Source organism: Salinarimonas ramus (genome assembly GCF_014645695.1).
Classification (GTDB): Bacteria; Pseudomonadota; Alphaproteobacteria; order Rhizobiales; family Beijerinckiaceae; genus Salinarimonas; species Salinarimonas ramus.
The window spans coordinates 1-16,551 of record NZ_BMMF01000020.1 but is presented as its reverse complement, the minus strand read 5'-3'; the positions used below and the strand labels follow the sequence as shown (position 1 = coordinate 16,551).

General features: G+C 69.1%; 24 protein-coding genes. 4 read left to right on the top strand and 20 right to left on the bottom strand.

Going from position 1 to position 16,551, the window contains the following annotated elements:
• Position 1: 1 nt before the first annotated feature.
• The 3 genes from IEX89_RS23445 to IEX89_RS23435 form a co-directional block, all read right to left on the bottom strand.
• Positions 2-541: a c-type cytochrome gene (locus tag IEX89_RS23445; protein WP_188915718.1), complete on the bottom strand. Its 540-nt coding sequence runs from the start codon at positions 539-541 to the stop codon at positions 2-4.
• A gap of 341 nt (positions 542-882) precedes the next feature.
• Positions 883-1,278 carry a hypothetical protein gene (locus IEX89_RS23440; RefSeq protein ID WP_188915717.1) on the bottom strand — a complete coding sequence of 132 codons (396 nt, stop codon included), beginning with the start codon at positions 1,276-1,278 and terminating at the stop codon, positions 883-885.
• Positions 1,279-1,404: 126 nt separating this feature from the next.
• Complete coding sequence (locus IEX89_RS23435) at positions 1,405-1,839, bottom strand: EF-hand domain-containing protein (protein ID WP_188915716.1); 435 nt, start codon at positions 1,837-1,839, stop codon at positions 1,405-1,407.
• Positions 1,840-2,026: 187 nt separating this feature from the next.
• On the opposite strand from IEX89_RS23435, the gene IEX89_RS23430 reads away from it, so the two are divergent.
• Entirely contained in the window at positions 2,027-2,833 is an 807-nt protein-coding gene (locus IEX89_RS23430; protein WP_188915715.1) for a PRC-barrel domain-containing protein, read from the top strand.
• A 42-nt stretch (positions 2,834-2,875) separates the two neighbouring features.
• Here the strand turns inward: IEX89_RS23430 and IEX89_RS23425 are convergent, their stop codons facing one another.
• Positions 2,876-3,511 (bottom strand): DUF998 domain-containing protein, encoded by a 636-nt coding sequence (locus IEX89_RS23425; RefSeq protein WP_188915714.1) that lies wholly within the window; start codon positions 3,509-3,511, stop codon positions 2,876-2,878.
• Positions 3,512-3,681: 170 nt separating this feature from the next.
• Here IEX89_RS23425 and IEX89_RS23420 point away from each other — a divergent pair, with 170 nt between their 5' ends.
• Positions 3,682-4,116, top strand: a complete 435-nt coding sequence (locus IEX89_RS23420) for an EF-hand domain-containing protein (protein WP_188915713.1) — start codon at positions 3,682-3,684, stop codon at positions 4,114-4,116.
• Positions 4,117-4,183: 67 nt separating this feature from the next.
• Here IEX89_RS23420 and IEX89_RS23415 read toward each other — a convergent pair whose 3' ends face one another.
• From IEX89_RS23415 to IEX89_RS23390, 6 genes are all read right to left on the bottom strand, one after another.
• On the bottom strand, positions 4,184-4,378 hold the full coding sequence (locus IEX89_RS23415) for a hypothetical protein (protein WP_188915712.1): 195 nt from the start codon (positions 4,376-4,378) through the stop codon (positions 4,184-4,186).
• A complete protein-coding gene (locus IEX89_RS23410; RefSeq protein WP_188915711.1) occupies positions 4,356-5,135 on the bottom strand; it encodes a molybdopterin-dependent oxidoreductase in 780 nt (259 codons plus the stop codon). Before IEX89_RS23410 ends, IEX89_RS23415 begins: the two co-directional genes overlap by 23 nt.
• Positions 5,128-6,003, bottom strand: coding sequence for a cytochrome b/b6 domain-containing protein (locus tag IEX89_RS23405; RefSeq protein ID WP_188915710.1), 876 nt, complete (start codon positions 6,001-6,003; stop codon positions 5,128-5,130). Before IEX89_RS23405 ends, IEX89_RS23410 begins: the two co-directional genes overlap by 8 nt.
• Before the next feature lie 23 nt (positions 6,004-6,026).
• Positions 6,027-6,299 carry a hypothetical protein gene (locus IEX89_RS23400; protein ID WP_188915709.1) on the bottom strand — a complete coding sequence of 91 codons (273 nt, stop codon included), beginning with the start codon at positions 6,297-6,299 and terminating at the stop codon, positions 6,027-6,029.
• A gap of 72 nt (positions 6,300-6,371) precedes the next feature.
• A complete protein-coding gene (locus tag IEX89_RS23395) occupies positions 6,372-7,574 on the bottom strand; it encodes an AI-2E family transporter (protein ID WP_188915708.1) in 1,203 nt (400 codons plus the stop codon).
• On the bottom strand, positions 7,571-8,116 hold the full coding sequence (locus IEX89_RS23390; RefSeq protein ID WP_188915707.1) for a DsrE family protein: 546 nt from the start codon (positions 8,114-8,116) through the stop codon (positions 7,571-7,573). Before IEX89_RS23390 ends, IEX89_RS23395 begins: the two co-directional genes overlap by 4 nt.
• Positions 8,117-8,304: 188 nt before the next feature.
• Here IEX89_RS23390 and IEX89_RS23385 point away from each other — a divergent pair, with 188 nt between their 5' ends.
• Positions 8,305-8,871, top strand: a complete 567-nt coding sequence (locus tag IEX89_RS23385; RefSeq protein ID WP_188915706.1) for an EF-hand domain-containing protein — start codon at positions 8,305-8,307, stop codon at positions 8,869-8,871.
• Between the two features lie 17 nt (positions 8,872-8,888).
• On the opposite strand, the gene IEX89_RS23380 is transcribed toward IEX89_RS23385, so the two are convergent.
• The 3 genes from IEX89_RS23380 to IEX89_RS23370 all read right to left on the bottom strand — a co-directional run bounded on the left by IEX89_RS23380 (position 8,889) and on the right by IEX89_RS23370 (position 11,719).
• The gene (locus IEX89_RS23380) at positions 8,889-10,127 is read right to left on the bottom strand and encodes a cytochrome P450 (RefSeq protein WP_188915705.1); all 1,239 of its coding nucleotides are present in this window, start codon (positions 10,125-10,127) and stop codon (positions 8,889-8,891) included.
• Between the two features lie 41 nt (positions 10,128-10,168).
• Positions 10,169-10,723, bottom strand: coding sequence for an iron transporter (locus tag IEX89_RS23375; RefSeq protein WP_188915704.1), 555 nt, complete (start codon positions 10,721-10,723; stop codon positions 10,169-10,171).
• 84 nt (positions 10,724-10,807) lie between these two features.
• Positions 10,808-11,719, bottom strand: a complete 912-nt coding sequence (locus tag IEX89_RS23370) for a formate/nitrite transporter family protein (protein ID WP_210317704.1) — start codon at positions 11,717-11,719, stop codon at positions 10,808-10,810.
• Between the two features lie 185 nt (positions 11,720-11,904).
• On the opposite strand from IEX89_RS23370, the gene IEX89_RS23365 reads away from it, so the two are divergent.
• Entirely contained in the window at positions 11,905-12,126 is a 222-nt protein-coding gene (locus IEX89_RS23365; RefSeq protein ID WP_210317703.1) for a YrhK family protein, read from the top strand.
• An 84-nt stretch (positions 12,127-12,210) separates the two neighbouring features.
• Here the strand turns inward: IEX89_RS23365 and IEX89_RS23360 are convergent, their stop codons facing one another.
• The 7 genes from IEX89_RS23360 to IEX89_RS24295 all read right to left on the bottom strand — a co-directional run.
• Complete coding sequence (locus IEX89_RS23360; RefSeq protein ID WP_188915701.1) at positions 12,211-12,462, bottom strand: hypothetical protein; 252 nt, start codon at positions 12,460-12,462, stop codon at positions 12,211-12,213.
• Positions 12,463-12,778: 316 nt separating this feature from the next.
• Positions 12,779-13,186 (bottom strand): nuclear transport factor 2 family protein, encoded by a 408-nt coding sequence (locus IEX89_RS23355; RefSeq protein WP_188915700.1) that lies wholly within the window; start codon positions 13,184-13,186, stop codon positions 12,779-12,781.
• 58 nt (positions 13,187-13,244) lie between these two features.
• Positions 13,245-13,655 (bottom strand): hypothetical protein, encoded by a 411-nt coding sequence (locus tag IEX89_RS23350; RefSeq protein ID WP_188915699.1) that lies wholly within the window; start codon positions 13,653-13,655, stop codon positions 13,245-13,247.
• Positions 13,656-13,657: 2 nt separating this feature from the next.
• The gene (locus IEX89_RS23345) at positions 13,658-14,479 is read right to left on the bottom strand and encodes a TIGR02587 family membrane protein (protein ID WP_188915698.1); all 822 of its coding nucleotides are present in this window, start codon (positions 14,477-14,479) and stop codon (positions 13,658-13,660) included.
• A gap of 4 nt (positions 14,480-14,483) precedes the next feature.
• Positions 14,484-14,651, bottom strand: coding sequence for an alpha helical protein (locus tag IEX89_RS23340; RefSeq protein ID WP_188915697.1), 168 nt, complete (start codon positions 14,649-14,651; stop codon positions 14,484-14,486).
• 151 nt (positions 14,652-14,802) lie between these two features.
• The gene (locus IEX89_RS23335) at positions 14,803-16,044 is read right to left on the bottom strand and encodes a PQQ-dependent sugar dehydrogenase (RefSeq protein WP_210317702.1); all 1,242 of its coding nucleotides are present in this window, start codon (positions 16,042-16,044) and stop codon (positions 14,803-14,805) included.
• The coding region (locus tag IEX89_RS24295) for a transposase domain-containing protein (protein WP_210317701.1) at positions 16,020-16,551 on the bottom strand (532 nt) is incomplete at its 5' end. The genes IEX89_RS23335 and IEX89_RS24295, both read right to left, overlap by 25 nt.

The window sequence follows — 16,551 nt, the reverse complement described above, 5'->3', positions numbered from 1 at the left end:
CTTAGTCCTCCTGCTCTTCGTGCCCCTCACCGCCGAGTTCGGCGTAGGTCTCCGGCGTCATGGCGGGGAGTTCCTTCACGAAGGCGGCGATGCCCCACAGGGTGTCGGCGTCGTGGGTCGGGCCGAAGGCCGGCATGCCGGACATCTTCACGCCGTTCTCGACGAGCCAATAGATCTCCTCGATCTCCCATTCGGGCGCGGCCTCGACGAGATGCGGCGGCCGCGGGCGCATGCCGGACGCCCACTCCGCGCGCTCGACGCCGGGGCCGGAATGGCAGTGCTGGCATGACGCTTTGTAGGCGGCAGCTCCGGCAGCCAGCTGCTCGGCGGAAATCGCCTCGGGGACCAGAACCTCCTCGGTCCGCGTCTCGACCGAGTTTCGAAAGGTCGTGGCGAAGGCCCAGCGCGTGAACGAGGCGTGCTGCTCCGTCGCCGCAACGTTGTAGGCACCAGAATAAACGACACTGAGGGCGACGACCGCGGCGATCGCGATTACGGCTAATGCGCCAACTCCGGCAGCTGTCCAAAACTTGCCGCGCATGGTGTTCTCCACTCTCCGAGTCACGCTGCGCATGCAACGCGTGTCGGTGGTCGAACCCTGCTTGCGGCGTGGATGTTCCCGTATCGGAATTATCATCCGCCGCCCTTCGGCACCCGCCTCCAGCACAAACGAGCGAGGGCTCCCGCACTGAACGGGAGCCCCACTCCGACATGTCCTCAGGTGCGGAATGCGTAGGGTCGAGGCCGAGGGGCGCCTTTCGGATCGTCACGGATCGAAGGGACGGGAAGATCACTCGCGCCACCGCATCGAGCGACTGCGTGGAGCAGAAAAATCCCCCGCCGGCTCGGCCGGCGGGGGACGCACCTGCTCGATATCGAGCCTTACTGCTTCGGCTGCGCCGACTGCCCGGACTGCCCGGACTGACCCCGCGGCATGGTCGTGGAGCCGGTCGCGCCGCCCTGCATGAGGCCCTGCATGAGGCCCGAGGGGTTCACCACCATCATGACCATTTCGCCGGACGGCGCCTGAGCCGACACGAGGTACGCCGCGTCGAGGAAGGTCACCTCCTCAAAGCCCGACATGGTCAGAGCTTCCCGGACCTGCTGCTGCGAGGCGAGACGGGTCTGCATCTGCTCCTGGGTCATCTGACCCTGAGCCTGCTGGGGCGCCTGCTGGCCGGACTGGCCCGTCTGGCCGCTCTGGCCGGAGGACTGCGCCAGCGCGGGGAACGCGGCGGCGGCGGTCAGGGCGGTAGCAGTCACGAGAACCTTCAACATCGAAAATCTCCTTCTGGAGTGTGCACCCGGGCTTTCCGGGCAGGCCTCGCGGTCGACGCCGCAAGGGTGATCGGTCGATGCCGGAGCCGGGCGCGAGGCCCGGCCTCCGAAACCTCGGGAATGGGATCAGACGTCGAACAGGCCCTCGTCGCCGATGTCGTCACCGGCGTCGCCGAACTCAGGCTCCTCGATGACGCCCGATTCGTCGGCGTCGTAGCCGGCATACACGCCGGAACCGAACTCTTCCTCCGTGAGGGCGCCATCGTCATCGGCGTCCCAGTCACCGTAAGCCGTCTCGCCGAAGCGCTCGTTCCAGAGCTCTTCGTTCTCGCCGACGCCGGCGGTCCACTCGTCCTCGGAGATCGCGTTGTCGTCGTTGGCGTCCCAGGCATCGTAGACGCCGGCATCGCTCCAACCGGTGTTCCACTCGGTTTCGCTGATCGAGCCGCTCGCATCGGCGTCCCAATCGCTGAAGGCTTCCTGCGCGATGGCGGGGCCGGCGGCGACGGCCAGCACGAGGGCGGCGGCCGAGGCGGTCGTCTTGAGCCAGTTCATGGTCATGTAGTTTCCTCCTTTTTCGGGTTGGGAATGTCCCCTCAACTCTGAGAGAGCAGGATCGTTCGGTCGAATTTTTCGCTGATCTACAGCAAAGCCTAACGTTTAGAGGTGCGAATCTTTAGGGAACCTCCGCCGCAGTCCGGCTCTTCTCTCGATGCGCTTTTGCGCAGTTCGAGTTCGGGAGCGGAACATGACGACGATCTTCAGGACATTCGCGCTCGCCAGCGCCGCGCTCCTCGCAGCCACAGCCCAGCCATTCGCCCAGCTGGAGCCGCCTTTCGCGTTGGAGCGGCCGAACCCGATCGAGAACCAGCCGGGCAGCCCCAACACGCCCCGCGGCGCCGGTGGGGCGACGCCCGGCGCCGTGGCGAACGAAGACCCGGCGCTGCCGTTCGTCGCGCCTCCGCTCGACGAAGCGGCGCTCTATGCCGGCTTTCGCGTCGAGGACCTGATGGGCGAGCGGCTGTATGGCGCGGAGGGCGACGTCGTCGGCACCGTGCGCGATCTCGTGATCGACCGCGACGGGCGCGTGGTGTCGCTCGTCGCCGAGAGCGGCGGCTTCCTCGATCTCGGCAACTCCTATTTCCGAGTTCCTTGGGAGGACATCGCGACCACGCCCGGCGAGGACGGGGTCGCCGTTCCGATCGACGAGGAGGAAGCGGAACTCTACGATCCGTTCGGTGATCGCGACTGGGTCGAAACCGGCCCACGCGAGTTCCGGGCCAGCGAGGTGATCGGCGACTATGTCCAGCTCGCGGACCAGACCGGCTTCGGCATCGTCGTCGATCTCGTCGTCGCGCCGCAGGACGGCCGGCTTCTCGCCGCTCTCGTCTCCCGCCGCGGCGCGTTCGGCGGCGGTCTCTACGCCTACCCGTTCACGGGGCGCGAGGCGGGGTTCGATGCCGGTGTGGAACGGGTCGAGCTGCCCTATGGAAGTCCCGCGGACGCGTCCCGCGGCCTTCCCGCCGACGCGGCGCGCTTCGAGGACCCGTTCTGACGACGAGCCGCGGCGCCCGCGGAAGCGATCGTCGCCGCATCGTCACGTCAGGGGCGCCCTCGCCCGGGCCCGGCGGCTCAGGAGGAGCGCCGAGGCGGCGGCGAGCCAAGCCAGCATCAACAGCGCGAAGGCCCTTTCATATGCGCCCGACCAGGCGTTCGGAACGAAGAAGTAGAGCGGACCCAGGACCAGCCAGACGACCGCGAGAACCTGGCTCAACGTGCCGAGCTTGGCCCCCAGCCGCTTGAGGCCCGGAGCGAGCAGGAGGAGACCGACGGGAAACAACAGCGCGAGCGCGTAGAAGCACCACTGGTGGATGTCGGCCGCCTGGTTCTGGCGTCCGGCGTACTCGTTGACGGCGGCGATCACCGCAGCGGCCGCGCCGACGAGGAACAGGCAGAGCGCACCCGAGGTCCAGCCCAGATCGCCGAGCCGCAATGCGCGCAACCCGATCGCTACCGCCACGATGCCCACGGCGAAGGTCCAGATGCCGAGATCGATGAGCCAGCTCGAGCGCCCGACCGCGAGGGCGCTGATCGATTGCGCAACGGGGGAGTAGCCGCTCGCGAGACTCCAGGACGCGATGTCGGCGATCACGGGGAAGGCGGCCCCCACCAGCCCCACGACCCCCGTGATGCGCAGCGTGCTGTCACTCGCAGCGGCGTTCGGATGCGCCATCGTCGTTTCCTCTCGTTCGTCGGCGTGATCTCCGGTCCGAACGGATGCGGCTGTGCCCGGTTCCGACGGCCGGAGCGCGCGCCTCGGCCGAACGACCCGCCCTCCGGCGTGCGGAACAAGAACGGCGGCTCCTCATTACGCCTGCGGTCGTCCGACCAGGAGGAACAGTCATGCGCAAGGAATGCATTCGACTTCTCGCCGTCGCCGGTTTCGCGACTTCGCTGATGATGACGAGCGCCATCGCTCAGGAGGCGTTCTCGGACTGGGATGCGGACGGGAACGGCTCGATCAGCATGGAGGAGTTCGAGACCAACTTCGGAGGGGACACCGGCGTCTTCTACAGCTGGGACACGAACGACGACAATTCGATCGGCCCCGACGAGCTCTCGGCCGGGCTCGGCGACAACGCGACGGCCTTCAACGAGCGCTTCGGTGACGATGCGTTCACCGAGTGGGACGAGGACGCCGACGGCATGTTGACCGAGACCGAGTTCAACGAGGGCGTCTACGCCGGCTACGACGCCGACGACAGCGGCGTCATCGAGGAGCCGGAATACGGCGATCTCGGCGACGACGTCGGCGACGAAGGGTTCTTCGACATCTGACGGGCTGACGCGGCCTCCGGGCAGGGCGCTCCACGGTGGGACGCCCTGTTCGCGCCGACGTGCTTCGCTACGGCTCGCCCTCGACGATCTCGTTGGGCGCCAGCGCCGGGGCCTCGATCGCCGCCGGCGTGTCCTCGACCTCGACGCCGTCCGCTCCCTCGGCCGGCTCGTCGCGCTCCGCACAGCCGACGAGGAGAGGCCCGATCAGGACGAGCGCCGCGCCCGCGCGGCGGGCGCGCTCAAATCCCCGCATACCACTCATAGCCGCGGTCCTCCCAGTAGCCGCCCTCGCCGAGCCCGTAGGGCTCGAGCGTGTCCGTCACGTCGATGGCCTGGAGGTACTTCGCCATCTTGTAGCCGAGCTGCAGCTCGATGCGCACGCGCAGCGGCGCGCCGTTGGCGACGGGCAGCGGCCCTCCGTTCATGCCGTAGGCGAGGATCGTCTGCGGGTGGCGCGCCGCCCAGAGGTCGACCGACTCGTAATACTTGACCGGCCCCGTGGGCGACCATTCCATCGTGTCGAAGCAGCGGAAGACGACGAAGCGCGCCTCGGGCCGCGCGCCGACCCGGTCGAGCACCAGGCGCAGCGGAACGCCCGTCCATTGCGCGATGCAGCTCCAGCCCTCCACGCAGTCGTGCCGGGTGATCTGTGTGCGCGCGGGCATCGAGGCGAGGTCGGCGAGCGAGAAGCTCTCCGGCCGATCCACCAGCCCGGAAACGGGCAGGCGCCAAGTCTCGAAGCCGGAGACGAGGTGGTTCAGGTAGTCCGGGTCGCGCGGCGAGGTCGAGCCGTTCGGCCGCATCGGCTGCCGGATGGCGCTCGCCGGGTACTCGCGGGCGAGAGCGTCGTGGTCGAGGAGGGCGCGCTGAGCGGCATAGGTGAGATCGTTCGCGCCAGCGAGCGTGGCGCGGACCGGATTGTCGCGGTCGGCCAGCTCGTCGAAGCAGCCGCCGAGCCCGAGGCTCGCGCCGAGCGCGGCGCCGCGGCGCAAGAAGTGCCGGCGGGAGAGGTCAGTCATGCGGGATCTCCGTGTCGGCTCGGAACCAGCCGGTGATCATCGAGCGCATCTCGTTCACCGACCCGGCGAACACGACCATGAACATGTGCACGACGAAGAAGGCGAGGAGCGCGAGCATCAGCAGGAAGTGGAGCGTGCGCGCCGTCTGGCGCCCGCCGAAAAGGTCGAGCATCCAGGGCGCCCAGGCGTTCACCCCGGGGGACATCGTGAGGCCCGTCAGCACCATCAGCGGCAGGACGAGAAACAGGATCGCGAGGTAGGTGAGCTTCTGGAGCGGGTTGTAGCGTGGCTCGCGCCTGAAGCTCAGCCGGGCGTGGCTCGTCACCTCTCGCGGAATTCGGCGCAGCTCGTCGCGCGAGAGGGCGAGATCGCGGCGGATGTGCCGGTTGGCGAGGCTCGCGACGAGCCAGACCGCCAGCGTCGCGAGGAGCACCCAGGCGAAGAACAAGTGGACGACCCGTCCCGTCGCGAGGTCGCGCCCCGAGGGGATCGTCATCCAGCCGGGAAAGGTCTTGGGCGCGGGAACGCCGCCCTCGTCGACCACGCCGAGGTACCCCGTCGTCTCGAAGCGCCAGCCGAACACGTCGGTGACGCCGACGAGGGCGCCGTCCTCCACCTCCGCCGAGATCGAGAGGATCGCGTTGTCGAAGTCGAAGCCCGACTGACGGCCGATATAGAGGTCGGGGCGCGCCATGAAGATCTGGAGACCGGAGAGGAGGAGGAAAAAGAGCGCCACCGCCCAGGCCCAGTGCGTCAGGCGCGTCCAGACGCTTTGCCGGTAGACGAGCCGCCCGCGGCCGTCCGGCGGCGACGGCGGGATGCGCTCGGGCGTGCGCGGGTCGAGGGTGAGGCTCGCCTTGTTTCGCATCGACGCGTGTCTCTCCCGATCCGTCAGCCCGGCTCGGCGTCCGGAACGGGGGGCAGGCCTTGTTTCCGGAAATCCACGGCCGGGCCGGCCGGATCCTCGGGATCGCGGCCCTCGGTCAGGACGCCCGGCGGGTCCTGCTCGTCCAAGTCGTCGTAGAGTGGCGCGATCTCCCAGAACTGCTTCTCGTAGAGGCCTTGGTCCTCCAGGATGGGGTCGGAGAGCGCCGGTGCGGCGAGGGCTGCCGCGGCGAGAAGGCCCGCCGCGAACGGCGTCGTGAGTTTCCTCGTCGCAGTCATTTCGTCGTCTCCTCTGGTCGAGAGCATCGACGGCGAACGCCCCCTTCGGTCGGGAGTTCACCGCCCGCGGCGCTATTCGTCCGGCCGCGAGGCGCGCCCGCCATCCTCCGGCTGGAGGAGACCCGCACCCTCGTTCTCGCCCGGAACCTCGGTCTCCTCGCCCAGGGTGTCGCGGACATAGAGTTCCTTCGCGGCGACATAGGCGACGACGGTGAGCGGCCCGGCGACGATGACGCCCAGCGTCCCGAACAGGAGCCCGAAGGCGAACACCGTGAAGAGAAACAGGCCGGGCGGGACGGTGACCATCCGCTTCTGGATCAGGGGCGTGATCATGTTCGACTCCACCTGCTGGATCGCGAGGTAGAGCACCGCGGTCCACAGCAGGCTCCCGCCCCCTTCCCCGGCAGCGAGGATGAGAGCCGGGATCGCCCCGATGATCGGGCCCACGATCGGAACGAACTCCGTGAGAGCGGCGAAGGCGCCGAGAGCCAAGGGAGCGGGAAGGCCGAGGGCCCACGTGCCGAGGCCGGCGAGAAGGCCGACGATCGTCATCGACACGAGCACCCCCTTCAGGAAGTCGTAGAGCGCGACGCCGCAATGGCGCAGCGTCGCGTCCACCTTCCGCCGCCCGCCGCGCGGCAGGAGGGCGACGAGGCCGCGGCGGTAGACGTCCGGATCGAGGGCGAGAAACAGGCCGGCGATCGCCACGAGAACGACACCCGTGAGAATCTCGGCGATCGTGAACCCGAACTGCGCGATGCGGCCGACGAGGCCTCGTGCTGCCCCGATCAGGCCCTCGCTTCGAGTTTCGCCGGACGCCACGACGGCCTCGGCGGTGCTGGCATCCGCGTCGGCGCTCGGCTCCGCCTGCGTTCCTTCATCCTGGCCGATCGACAGGCCGTACCGCTCCTCGGCCTGCTGGAGGGCATCGGGCAGCGCCTGGGTCAGCTGCCCGACCTGCCCGCTGATCTGCGAGCCGATCAGGAGGAAGACCAGCGCGAGCAAGACGAGGAGACCGGAGGCTGCGGCTACGACCGACCAGCGGTGCGACAGGGGCGTTCGCCGACGGATCGGCGCCGCGACCCCGAGCAGGAGAACGGCGACGATGACGCCCGCCAGAACGACGAGGAGCGCGTCGCGGACGAGCCAGAGCAGGTAGAATCCCGCGGCGAGTGCGAGTCCGACCAGGACGTGCTGGACATAGCCGAGACCGGGGCGCCCGAGCCGCCGCCGAGCGTCGGCCGGCGGATCGGACGGCGAGAGGTTCTCCGTCATCCGGGCACCAAGGCGTAGCCCTGCATCTGGCGCTGGGCGAGTTCCGTCATGGCCGAGACGGAGATCTCGACCGGCTCGAGGACGGCCTCGTAGGAGAAGCCGGCGCCGGCGACGGCCTGGCCGCAGACCACGACCTCGACGCCCGCATCCTCCAGCTGCCGGATGAGCTCGATGTTCGGGTTCTGCGCGCCGAACCGCGCGACATACGCGTCGTTCGAGATCACGGCGGCGGTCGCCGGGCCGTGCAGGACGGCGACGAGATCGGACGCCGCCGGATCCATGTCGCTCATGGCGAGCAGGTTGACGAAGCGCGCGACCGACGCCAGCCCCGGGCTGACGCGCCCGTCGCCGGGCCGATCCTGCGTGATGTTGAAGACGACCTCGTATGGTGCGCCCTCGAACTGCGGAGTGGCGTCCGGCACGGGCACGACGGGTCCCGCGCCGGTGATTGCGGGATAGCGCCAATCGGGGGCCTGCTGCCCGACCGCGGCGTTGCCGAGGAGAAGCGTGGTCGCGAACGTGGCGACGGCGAGGGTGCGCATGACGACCTCCTTGCAATGCGTCGGTTCGGATCGGGAAAGGGCTCGTCCCGCTTTTCGTTCCGCCGTTCTTCGCCTCCGCTCGCGGACTTTCGCGAATGGCTCGGCCTCGTCCCGACCGGAACCCGGCGGGACGGCGGTCATTGGCCGGAGAGATCACACAGGAGAGATCACACAGGAGCCGATCACCCATGCTCAGGAAACGAACCGCCTTCGTAGTCGCCTGCTCGCTCGCGGCCCTCGCCCTGTCCGTCCCCCCCGCAACCGCGCAGACGCGCGCGTTCGAGGCGCTCGACGCCGACGGCGACGGGGCGCTCGGCCGTGCCGAGTTCCTCGCCGAGCTCGAAGGGCGAGAGGGACTCTTCGAGACCTTCGACGCGGATGCCGACGGTGCGCTCGCTCCCGTCGAGTTCCGGGACGGGCTCTACGCTACGTGGGACCGGGACGACGACGGCGCCCTCTCGGTCTCCGAATGGGATCGCGGCGTCGACGCCTGGTTCGGCGAGGACGACGTCGAGCTCGAGGTCGGCCAGTGGGACGACGACCGCAACGGCACGATCGAGCCGGAGGAGTTCGCGGAAGGCCTCGACGAGACGGGCCTGTTCGCCGGACTGGACGCGTCGGACGACGCCCTTCTCGACGACGAGGAACTCTATGGCGGCGTGTTCGACCGCGCCGACATCGATGAGGACGAGGAGCTCGACGAGGACGAGGGCGGGCTGCTCGACGTGGACTTCTCGCTCTTCGGGGACGCGTGAGGCTCGGCGCCGGCGCGCTATCGAACCGGCGCCACATCCGCCAGCACGAGCCCGCTCTTCGGCAGGGCGGGCATCTTGCGCAGGTCGACCGTGAGGTCTTGTTCCGGGACGCGCCACGAGGCGTGGGCCAGAACCTCAACGAGTGATTGCATTATGGCGATGGTCAGCCACTCGCCGGCGCAGCGATGCCCGGTGAAATGGTCGCCTCCGCCCTGCGGAACGAGATCGAACGGCGTCGGCGTGCGGCCGAGATGACGGTCCGGGTCGAACCGCGCGGGATCGGCGTAGAGGCGCGGGTCGCGGTCGGTGCCGTAGAGGTCGAGAACCACCATCTCCCCCTGCGCGAAGTCACGCTCGCGCCAAGTGAAGGGCGTTCGCACGCGCCCCGCCACCACCGGGAAGAACGGCGTCGTGCGCCGGACCTCTTCGACGAAGCGGCGAGCGGCGCCGCCTTCGGCCGCTCGGATGGCGGCCGCGTGCCCAGGGTGTCGGTGCAGCGCGAGCGCCGCGAAGGTGACGAACCGCGCCACGGCCACGATCGGGCGGATCAGGTTGAGCAGTTCCACGGCGCAGACGGCTTCGTCCAGCGGCGCGCCGTCAGCGCCACGGTGCGCGACGACCGCAGCCGCGGGGCTTCCCTCGAAGAACGGGCTTTCCCCCGAGCGCGCCGCCGCCACGAGATCGCGCAGCCGCGCCTCGGCGCGGTTTCGGCGAACCCGCGCGATCCAGTTCGCGGGCCCGAAGGATCCCGCCTCGTCGATCATCGCGCTCGTCTCGTGCGTGTAGGCCTCGAGTTCGTCCTCGGTCGCCGGCACGCCGACCCACTCGCATGCCGCCCGGCAGAGCACCTCGCGCAGGATATCGTGCAGCGCGGCTCCGTCGTGCCAAGTGGCGAGACGCTCACGGAGCCCGTCCGCGCTCGCCCGGGCGAGGGGGTCGATCCGCTCGGGCGCCATGAAGGACATGAACAACGCCTTGCGCACTCGGTGCGCCTCGCCGTCGAGGGTGGCGACCGAGCCTTCGTCCTGGAGCAACTTCAGCGCGAAGGTCGGAAGGGCCCCACGCCGCGTGAACCGGCCGGGCTCGTAGAACATTTGCGCCGCGTCCTCGCCGACGCAGAACACGGTCTTCGTGCCCATCAGGCGAGCTTCGAACGCATCGGAGCCGTATTGTGCGCAGCGCTCGCGGACGAAGTCGTAGCCTTCGGCGAGGAAGCCGAGCGTGAGATCGGGAGCCGCGGCTCGAGGGATCGGCATCGTGCACCTCGCGGGGCCTTCGGTGGAGCAGGCGGGAGACGCTAGTCCTGCCCCGCCGCGATGGCGACGTCGTCGAACGTGACCTCGGCGCCTTCCAGGAAGCGATGGCCATTCTTCTTGTCGTGGCGTGAGAACGTCGGCGCCCCGAAGCTCACGCGCATGCCGTACCTGCCGCTACCGGGAACCTTCCAGTTCGCCCCGTAATGGTAGAGGTAGGGATGCCAGAGCAGCGGTAGACGCTGCGTTCCGAGATCCGCGCCGTCGGGGCCGATCAGGGTCGCCCGCACCTCCAGACCGGGGATCAGGCGGCCGTCGGCCGCGTCGCGCACGGCGACCTCGACATGGGCGTTCGCCTCGCCGGGCTCGCTCCACTCGAGCTTTCCGTCGCGCGGGACGTACATGCCCTCCGCCTTTTCGACGGCGTAGGCGACCAGGTACTCGCCACTCCGGATCTCGCGCCCGTCGTGCGCGACATCGCCGATCATGTGCTCCAGCGTTCGGCTCAGCGCATCGCCCTGGGCCTTGCCGAGCGCGAGGCCCTTCTCGTCGCCTTCGTCGCTCGGAACGAGGGGTGAGACACCGCTTCGATCTGCCATGGCCTTCGGCTCCGTTCGTTTGCGCACGCCGAACGCCCCGTCATTCCGGAGGTTCCGCCGGACGCGCGACCGCCCCGATGCGGCTCAGTCCGGCTCCCGCCCGTCCACCGATCCGTCGTTTTCGAGCTCGGCGTGGACCTGGCCGTAGTTCAGGAGCGCCGTCAGCGTCACCCCGCCCACGATGTTGCCGGCCAGCGCCGGCAGGAGGAACCCGACGACCACCTCACGCCACGAGGCGTCCCCGGCGAAGGCGGCGAAGGTCGCCTCGACGGAGCCCGCGATCACGTGGGCGAGCCCCGCGAGCGCGACGACGTAGGTAATGGTGACGATCACCAGGAAGCGGGCGGAGCCGGCCTCGGGCATCAGCCAGACCATCAGGGCGATCAGCCAGCCGGCGACGATAGCGCGAAGGAAGGTCGTCCAGGCGTCTCCCTCCAGTGCCGCGCGGCCGATTTCCGCGAAGGCAGCGCGGGCTTCCGGCGTGAAGACGTCGGTCAGCGCCGCCATGGCCGCGAAGGCGACGACGCCCACCAGGTTCGCCGACAGCACGACCGCCCACATGCGCACCATGCGCAGGAGCACCGGCGCGGTGCGCCGGTGGAGGGCGGGCAGAACCACCGTGAGCGTGCTTTCCGTGAAGAGCTGCTGGCGGCCCAGGATGACGATGAGGAAGCCGACACTGTAGCCGAAGCTCGAGATCAGGCCGCGCCAGGGCTCGTCTGGCAGCCCCGCGTGCAACAGGCCCTCGACCACGAGCGAGAAGCCCATCGCGAGCCCGGCGGCGAGGCCGGACCACGCGAGCGAGCCCACCGGGCGACGCATCTCCGCCTCCCCCTCGGCCCGGATGGTCTCGTGGACCAACCGCGCGCTGGCGGGCGCACGCTCCTTGATCTCGCCGAAGGTAGGCGCTTCGAGGGATGCGCCGAGATCGTCTTTCGCGCGTTCTGCCCGAGTATGCCGCTGGTCCCGATCGGGACGCTTCGTGCTCTGATCCATGGCGTCCTTCATGACCTCGTTCGGCGCGGCGGGTTCTGAACGGAATTCGGGAGCGGACGTTCGGCGCTGGAGTAACGCATCAGTCGGCCGATCGTGGCCGGGCCAACCCTCGTCCTCCCATCCGTGTCGATAGCCTAGGAACCGCGCCCGAACGCTTCCAGCGATTGAGGATGCCAATGCTACACATGCTCGTCCGCGACTATCCATACGTGCACCTCGCCATCGGAATATTCGGCAACACCGCCTTCCTCGTGGGCTCGGTGCTCTTCTTCGAGCGCTTCTCGCACTGGCATCACACGGCGGTATGGCTGTTCGTCATCGGCGCCGCGGGCATGCTCGTCGGTGCGCTCGGCAAGGCCGCGAAGGACATCTACGAGCATGTCGAGAAGAAACGAAAGCAGGGCTGAGACGCAGGCGATCCCTGCGCCCGTGCCCTGCCCGAAGGCACGAGGCCGGCCCCTCCCGCCGGCTCGACCGGCGGGAGCGTCGCATCACCAGCCGCGGCGGCTCAGCCGCTCGAGGGACGATTCGAGGTTCTCGACCGCAGCCTCGGTGGAGACCACCGTCACCGTGTTGCCGGTCGCCTCGGCCCAGGCCTGGGCTCCTTCGCGGCACAGCTCCAGCTCCTGGCCGACCGCGCCGCAGGAGATCGAGATCGATGCCCCCTGCGCCTGCGCGCCGCCGGCGGCCAGAGCCGCGGCGATCCCGACAACCGACGCGCCGAGCAGTATGCGTACTGTCATGCTCTTCTCCCTCGGGCGAGAACCTGCGCCTCCCACCCCTGCATGGTTGTCCCGCCGCGCTGCGTTCAGCTCGGCCCAGTGGACCGTAACGCCGCTGCCTCCCGTTCGATCCGCCGTTCGCCACAGGAGCGGGACGCCGGGGATACTGCCCGCTGGACTCTCGTTGCCGCGCTCTGCGCGCCTCGCGGATGAGGCGCTCGTGGCAAAGTGCGCGGAGGCGCGGGAGCCGCGGTGGACCCGGCCCGTCGGTCAGGAGGCGCGCGGCGGGCCGCGCAAGCGTGCGGTGAGGCGTGCGATCGGATTGCTCCCCTGCGGCTCAGGTATCCCGCACCGCATCAAGTCCGGGCGATTCCTGGACAGGGCACTCGGTCCCGTCGGCGTGGAGAAGGCGGTAATGGATCGTCTGCATGACGATGCGCCCGTCCCGTATCAGGAAGGAGTCCGCGCCGCACTCCACGCGATGCGTCGGCGAGGCGGCGCGCCAGACCAGGAAAGCGTAGGGGCCCTCGACCTTCTTCGCCTCGAACACGAACTCGGCGTCGGGAATTTGCCCGGCGAGCCGATCGGCGGAGACGCGCATCGCAGCCGTACCGCGGACCTGGCTGTTCTGGGTGAGCAACACGACATCCTCGGCGTAGTTCTCGGCGAGATCCTCGTCGAGGCGGCCGCGGACGCGGTTTTCGAGATGGGATTCGAAGACCTCTCGGGGTGAGCGTTCAAGCATGTGGGCGTCTCCATGGGAAAGAGCGGTTTTCGATCGCCCCGAGACCCGCGATCCGAATTCAGGGGCGAACGTATCCCTCTGCGTCGAGGCGAAGCGCGTACCTCTGCGGGTCCGCAGAGAAGTAGAGCCCGCCCGAACGCTCGGAGCCCGCCGGCACGTAGGCGAAGGTGGCTGCGCTCGTCTCGACGGTGGTCCCGTCCGGGCCTACGAGCCGGCCCACGACGCGCACGGTGGCGGCCGTCTCATCTCCTTCGTTCCGCGCGACGATCTGCACGAGGTGTCCTCCCCGCGTCTCGTGCACGGCCTCGGCCCGAACCTCGATCGCCGGCGGGGCATCGCCGCCGACTATCCCGTCATAGCCGAGCACGGCCAGGACGCCGAGAAGGATGAGCAGGCCCGAGGTCGCGCTGACCGCCTCCGGCCAGGTCAGCCGCGGGTTCTTCCGCTGTTTCTGCTGGTCCGCCGCCATCGTCAAAGGACCAGGCGCGCCGCCGCCGCACCGAGCGCGGCCGGGAAGCCCAGGACGACGGTCGCCATCACGGAGCGCTCGAGATCGAGACCGGAGAAGCGCTCGAACGTCCAGAGCACGTAGGCGCTCACGAGCAGCGCGACCGCGTAGCCGACGACGCTGTAGCGAAGGAAGAGCGGCCAGAACCGGTCGATCTCCGGCCGCCGGCCGCCGTAGAAATCCACCTCGTAGACGAAGGCGTGGAGCATCGCGAGCGAGACGCCGACGAGCGCGAGCCCGTGCCAGGGCGTCATCTTGAACGCGATGAGGATCATCTCCTCGGTCGGCGCGACGTTGAAGGCGAGGTAGAGCGCGCCGGCCGCCATCAGGAAGACCTTTCCGAGGTAGCTCGCCTCTTCCTGGCGCTGCTGCGCCTCCTGTCCCGACCCGCCCAGCTGCTCGCGCGCGAGAGCCGCCCCCATCGACGCAGGCACCGTCTGCACGGCGATTTTGCCGACGATGTCGAAAAGGCCGTCGCCGAGCCGGATCACGCCGAAGAGCGACAGCGCCACGCCCGCCGTAATCGCCCCGATGCCGATCGCCGTGAAGGCGTCGACCACGTCGTCGCGCCAGTCGAAGCTGTCTCGGAAGCCGGCATAAAAGGCGAGCCCGATCAGGAGCGGCACGGAGAGCACGAGGAACAGCGCGAGCCGGCCCGGGCTCGCGTAGAGGCCGATCCACCACATCTCCATGGTCATCAGCAGCGGCAGCGCGAACAGAACCGCTCCCGCGAAGCCGCGGGCGAGGTCGCGCGCCCAGGCGCCCGGCGCGGCGTCCTCTCCCATGCCGTCAGCTCGACGTCATGCCGGGGGCGTGGCGCCCGGCGTCGACGGTATCGTTCCCGCAATTCTGGCACCGCGGGATCTCGTCGCTGTCGGTGACATGGGCGGTCTCGTGGTGGCGTTCGCAGCGGACGTCGCCGGTCTCGCGCTCCGTCTCGCCGGCATGTGCTGCCATGGTCGCCTCGCGTGTTGGGGTCCGCCTCTGGGCGGGTCAATTCTTCGCGCCTTGGTGCGTTCCGGTAGGCGTCCGGCTTGCCCCCAGGGTCTGCCCAGGCGAGCTGCGGCTGGGTGCGGGGGAAGCGCGCGTTGCCGGCGCCCGTAAGCGATCAGCGCCGCGTGATCCGAAGCAGGCGGCCGTCTTCCTGGTCGGTGATCACGAGAAGCGAGCCGTCGTCGTCGACCTCCACGTCCCGGGTCCGCTTCAGGTCGGGCAGGACCCGCTCCTCGGCCTGCACCAGCCCATCCTCGCCGATCTCCAACCGCACGAGGCCACCGGCGACGAGAGCCGAGATCAGAAAATCGCCCTGCCATTCGGGGACCATGTCGCCGTCGTAGACGACGAAATCGTTGGGCGCGATCACCGGATCCCAGAAAAAGAGCGGCTGCTCCGCGCCTTCGATCTTCGCGGTGCCCGTCCCGATCAGCGCGCCCCCGAAGCGGTCGTATCGCCGCCCGTAAGAGACGAGCGGCCAACCGTAGTTCAGGCCGGGCTCGATCACGTTGACCTCGTCGCCGCCCTGCGGGCCCATCTTGAGCACGACGAGCCGGCCGTCGACGACCTGCGCACCTTCGATGTTGCGGTGTCCGTAGGACCAGATCGAATCGTCGGCATCGGGCACGCCGACGAACGGGTTGTCCTCCGGGATCGAGCCATCGGGGTTCACGCGGATCGTCTTGCCCCACGTCGCCCCGAGCTGCTGCGCCCGCGGACGGTTTTCGAAGGTGAAGCGCTCCCCCGTCGTGATGAACACGTGGCCGTCGCCGTCGAAGGCGATGCGGCTGCCGTAGTGGATCGGCTCGGGGGCGGACGGATCCTGCACCCAGATGTCCTCGAATCCCTCGACCCTGGTGAAGTCCTCCGAGAGCCGTCCGCGCCCGACCGCGGTCGCCGACATCGTCTTGCCGGCGGCGTTGGTGCCGGTCGGCTTGGCGTAGGACAGATAGATCATCCGATCCTGCGCGAAGTTCGGTCCCGTCTCCACGTCGAGCATTCCGCCCTGGCGCTCGTAGCGCACCTCGGGCGTGCCGCCGATCGGCGCGGACAGCTCGCCCTCGGACGTGACGCGGCGCAGGGTGCCCGTGCGCTCGGTCACGAGGAAGCCCGCGTCGCCGGGCAAGTTCTCGATCGCCCAGGGATGAACGAGGCCTCCGACGATGGTCTCCACCTCGAGCTCGGCCTGCGTGACCACGATCGGTGCGCGAAACTGCGCGTCGAAGGCCGGCGGGTAGGACGTGTTGCGTTCACCCCACTCGAACGCAGGATCCGACGCCTCCCGGCCCGTCTGAGCCAAAGCGGATGAGGCGAGCAGAAGCGCGACGATCGTCACGGAAGGCAAGCGATGAAGCACGACCTTTCCTCTTGCTGGCGGGGTGACAGCCGGATCACGTGCGTCAGATCCTCTCCCGCCGCGCGCGTTCCCACCAATTGCCCGCCCTCGATCCTTTCGCTCCGCTCGAGGCGGCGGGTGGAAGTCGAGGTGATCGCATAGACCCACGGCAAGAGCTCATCCAGCGCGGACTTGGGATGTCCCTTGACGATGCGGGTGATCATGTCGGCGAGCGCCCGCAGCCGGAGGCGCACAAGGCGGCGATACGGTCTGCGATCATCAAGTCGATCGTGACCAATAAAGGGGAGCGGCCCCTGAAAGGTTCCGATGCCGTCCGTTGTGATCCGGACGGGCGGCTTTAGATATCTACCGGCATTGTTCGTGCGCCAGCCTCGGGGCTCTCCGTTGCGGCTATGACCGCAGTCGGCCGAGGCTGTGTGGAAACTCGCGGCGCCGCCGGTAGATGGGATCCGTGATCGGCGCGAGGCAGCGGTATTCCTCATCTCCTCAGCGCCGCGGCGAGCGGGG

Excerpts from the sequence above, each read along its gene's own strand:
- IEX89_RS23350 (WP_188915699.1), bottom strand. The coding sequence starts at position 13,655 with ATGGCGGCGGACCAGCAGAAACAGCGGAAGAACCCGCGGCTGACCTGG.
- IEX89_RS23405 (WP_188915710.1), bottom strand. The coding sequence starts at position 6,003 with ATGCGAAACAAGGCGAGCCTCACCCTCGACCCGCGCACGCCCGAGCGC.
- IEX89_RS23375 (WP_188915704.1), bottom strand. The coding sequence starts at position 10,723 with ATGGCAGATCGAAGCGGTGTCTCACCCCTCGTTCCGAGCGACGAAGGC.
- IEX89_RS23430 (WP_188915715.1), top strand. The coding sequence starts at position 2,027 with ATGACGACGATCTTCAGGACATTCGCGCTCGCCAGCGCCGCGCTCCTC.
- IEX89_RS23380 (WP_188915705.1), bottom strand. The coding sequence starts at position 10,127 with ATGCCGATCCCTCGAGCCGCGGCTCCCGATCTCACGCTCGGCTTCCTC.
- IEX89_RS23390 (WP_188915707.1), bottom strand. The coding sequence starts at position 8,116 with ATGCGCACCCTCGCCGTCGCCACGTTCGCGACCACGCTTCTCCTCGGC.
- IEX89_RS23345 (WP_188915698.1), bottom strand. The coding sequence starts at position 14,479 with ATGGGAGAGGACGCCGCGCCGGGCGCCTGGGCGCGCGACCTCGCCCGC.
- IEX89_RS23395 (WP_188915708.1), bottom strand. The coding sequence starts at position 7,574 with ATGACGGAGAACCTCTCGCCGTCCGATCCGCCGGCCGACGCTCGGCGG.
- IEX89_RS23410 (WP_188915711.1), bottom strand. The coding sequence starts at position 5,135 with ATGACTGACCTCTCCCGCCGGCACTTCTTGCGCCGCGGCGCCGCGCTC.
- IEX89_RS23425 (WP_188915714.1), bottom strand. The coding sequence starts at position 3,511 with ATGGCGCATCCGAACGCCGCTGCGAGTGACAGCACGCTGCGCATCACG.
- IEX89_RS23400 (WP_188915709.1), bottom strand. The coding sequence starts at position 6,299 with ATGACTGCGACGAGGAAACTCACGACGCCGTTCGCGGCGGGCCTTCTC.
- IEX89_RS23365 (WP_210317703.1), top strand. The coding sequence starts at position 11,905 with ATGCTCGTCCGCGACTATCCATACGTGCACCTCGCCATCGGAATATTC.
- IEX89_RS23440 (WP_188915717.1), bottom strand. The coding sequence starts at position 1,278 with ATGTTGAAGGTTCTCGTGACTGCTACCGCCCTGACCGCCGCCGCCGCG.
- IEX89_RS23355 (WP_188915700.1), bottom strand. The coding sequence starts at position 13,186 with ATGCTTGAACGCTCACCCCGAGAGGTCTTCGAATCCCATCTCGAAAAC.
- IEX89_RS23385 (WP_188915706.1), top strand. The coding sequence starts at position 8,305 with ATGCTCAGGAAACGAACCGCCTTCGTAGTCGCCTGCTCGCTCGCGGCC.
- IEX89_RS23370 (WP_210317704.1), bottom strand. The coding sequence starts at position 11,719 with ATGGATCAGAGCACGAAGCGTCCCGATCGGGACCAGCGGCATACTCGG.
- IEX89_RS23445 (WP_188915718.1), bottom strand. The coding sequence starts at position 541 with ATGCGCGGCAAGTTTTGGACAGCTGCCGGAGTTGGCGCATTAGCCGTA.
- IEX89_RS23360 (WP_188915701.1), bottom strand. The coding sequence starts at position 12,462 with ATGACAGTACGCATACTGCTCGGCGCGTCGGTTGTCGGGATCGCCGCG.
- IEX89_RS23435 (WP_188915716.1), bottom strand. The coding sequence starts at position 1,839 with ATGACCATGAACTGGCTCAAGACGACCGCCTCGGCCGCCGCCCTCGTG.
- IEX89_RS23415 (WP_188915712.1), bottom strand. The coding sequence starts at position 4,378 with ATGAGTGGTATGCGGGGATTTGAGCGCGCCCGCCGCGCGGGCGCGGCG.
- IEX89_RS23340 (WP_188915697.1), bottom strand. The coding sequence starts at position 14,651 with ATGGCAGCACATGCCGGCGAGACGGAGCGCGAGACCGGCGACGTCCGC.
- IEX89_RS23420 (WP_188915713.1), top strand. The coding sequence starts at position 3,682 with ATGCGCAAGGAATGCATTCGACTTCTCGCCGTCGCCGGTTTCGCGACT.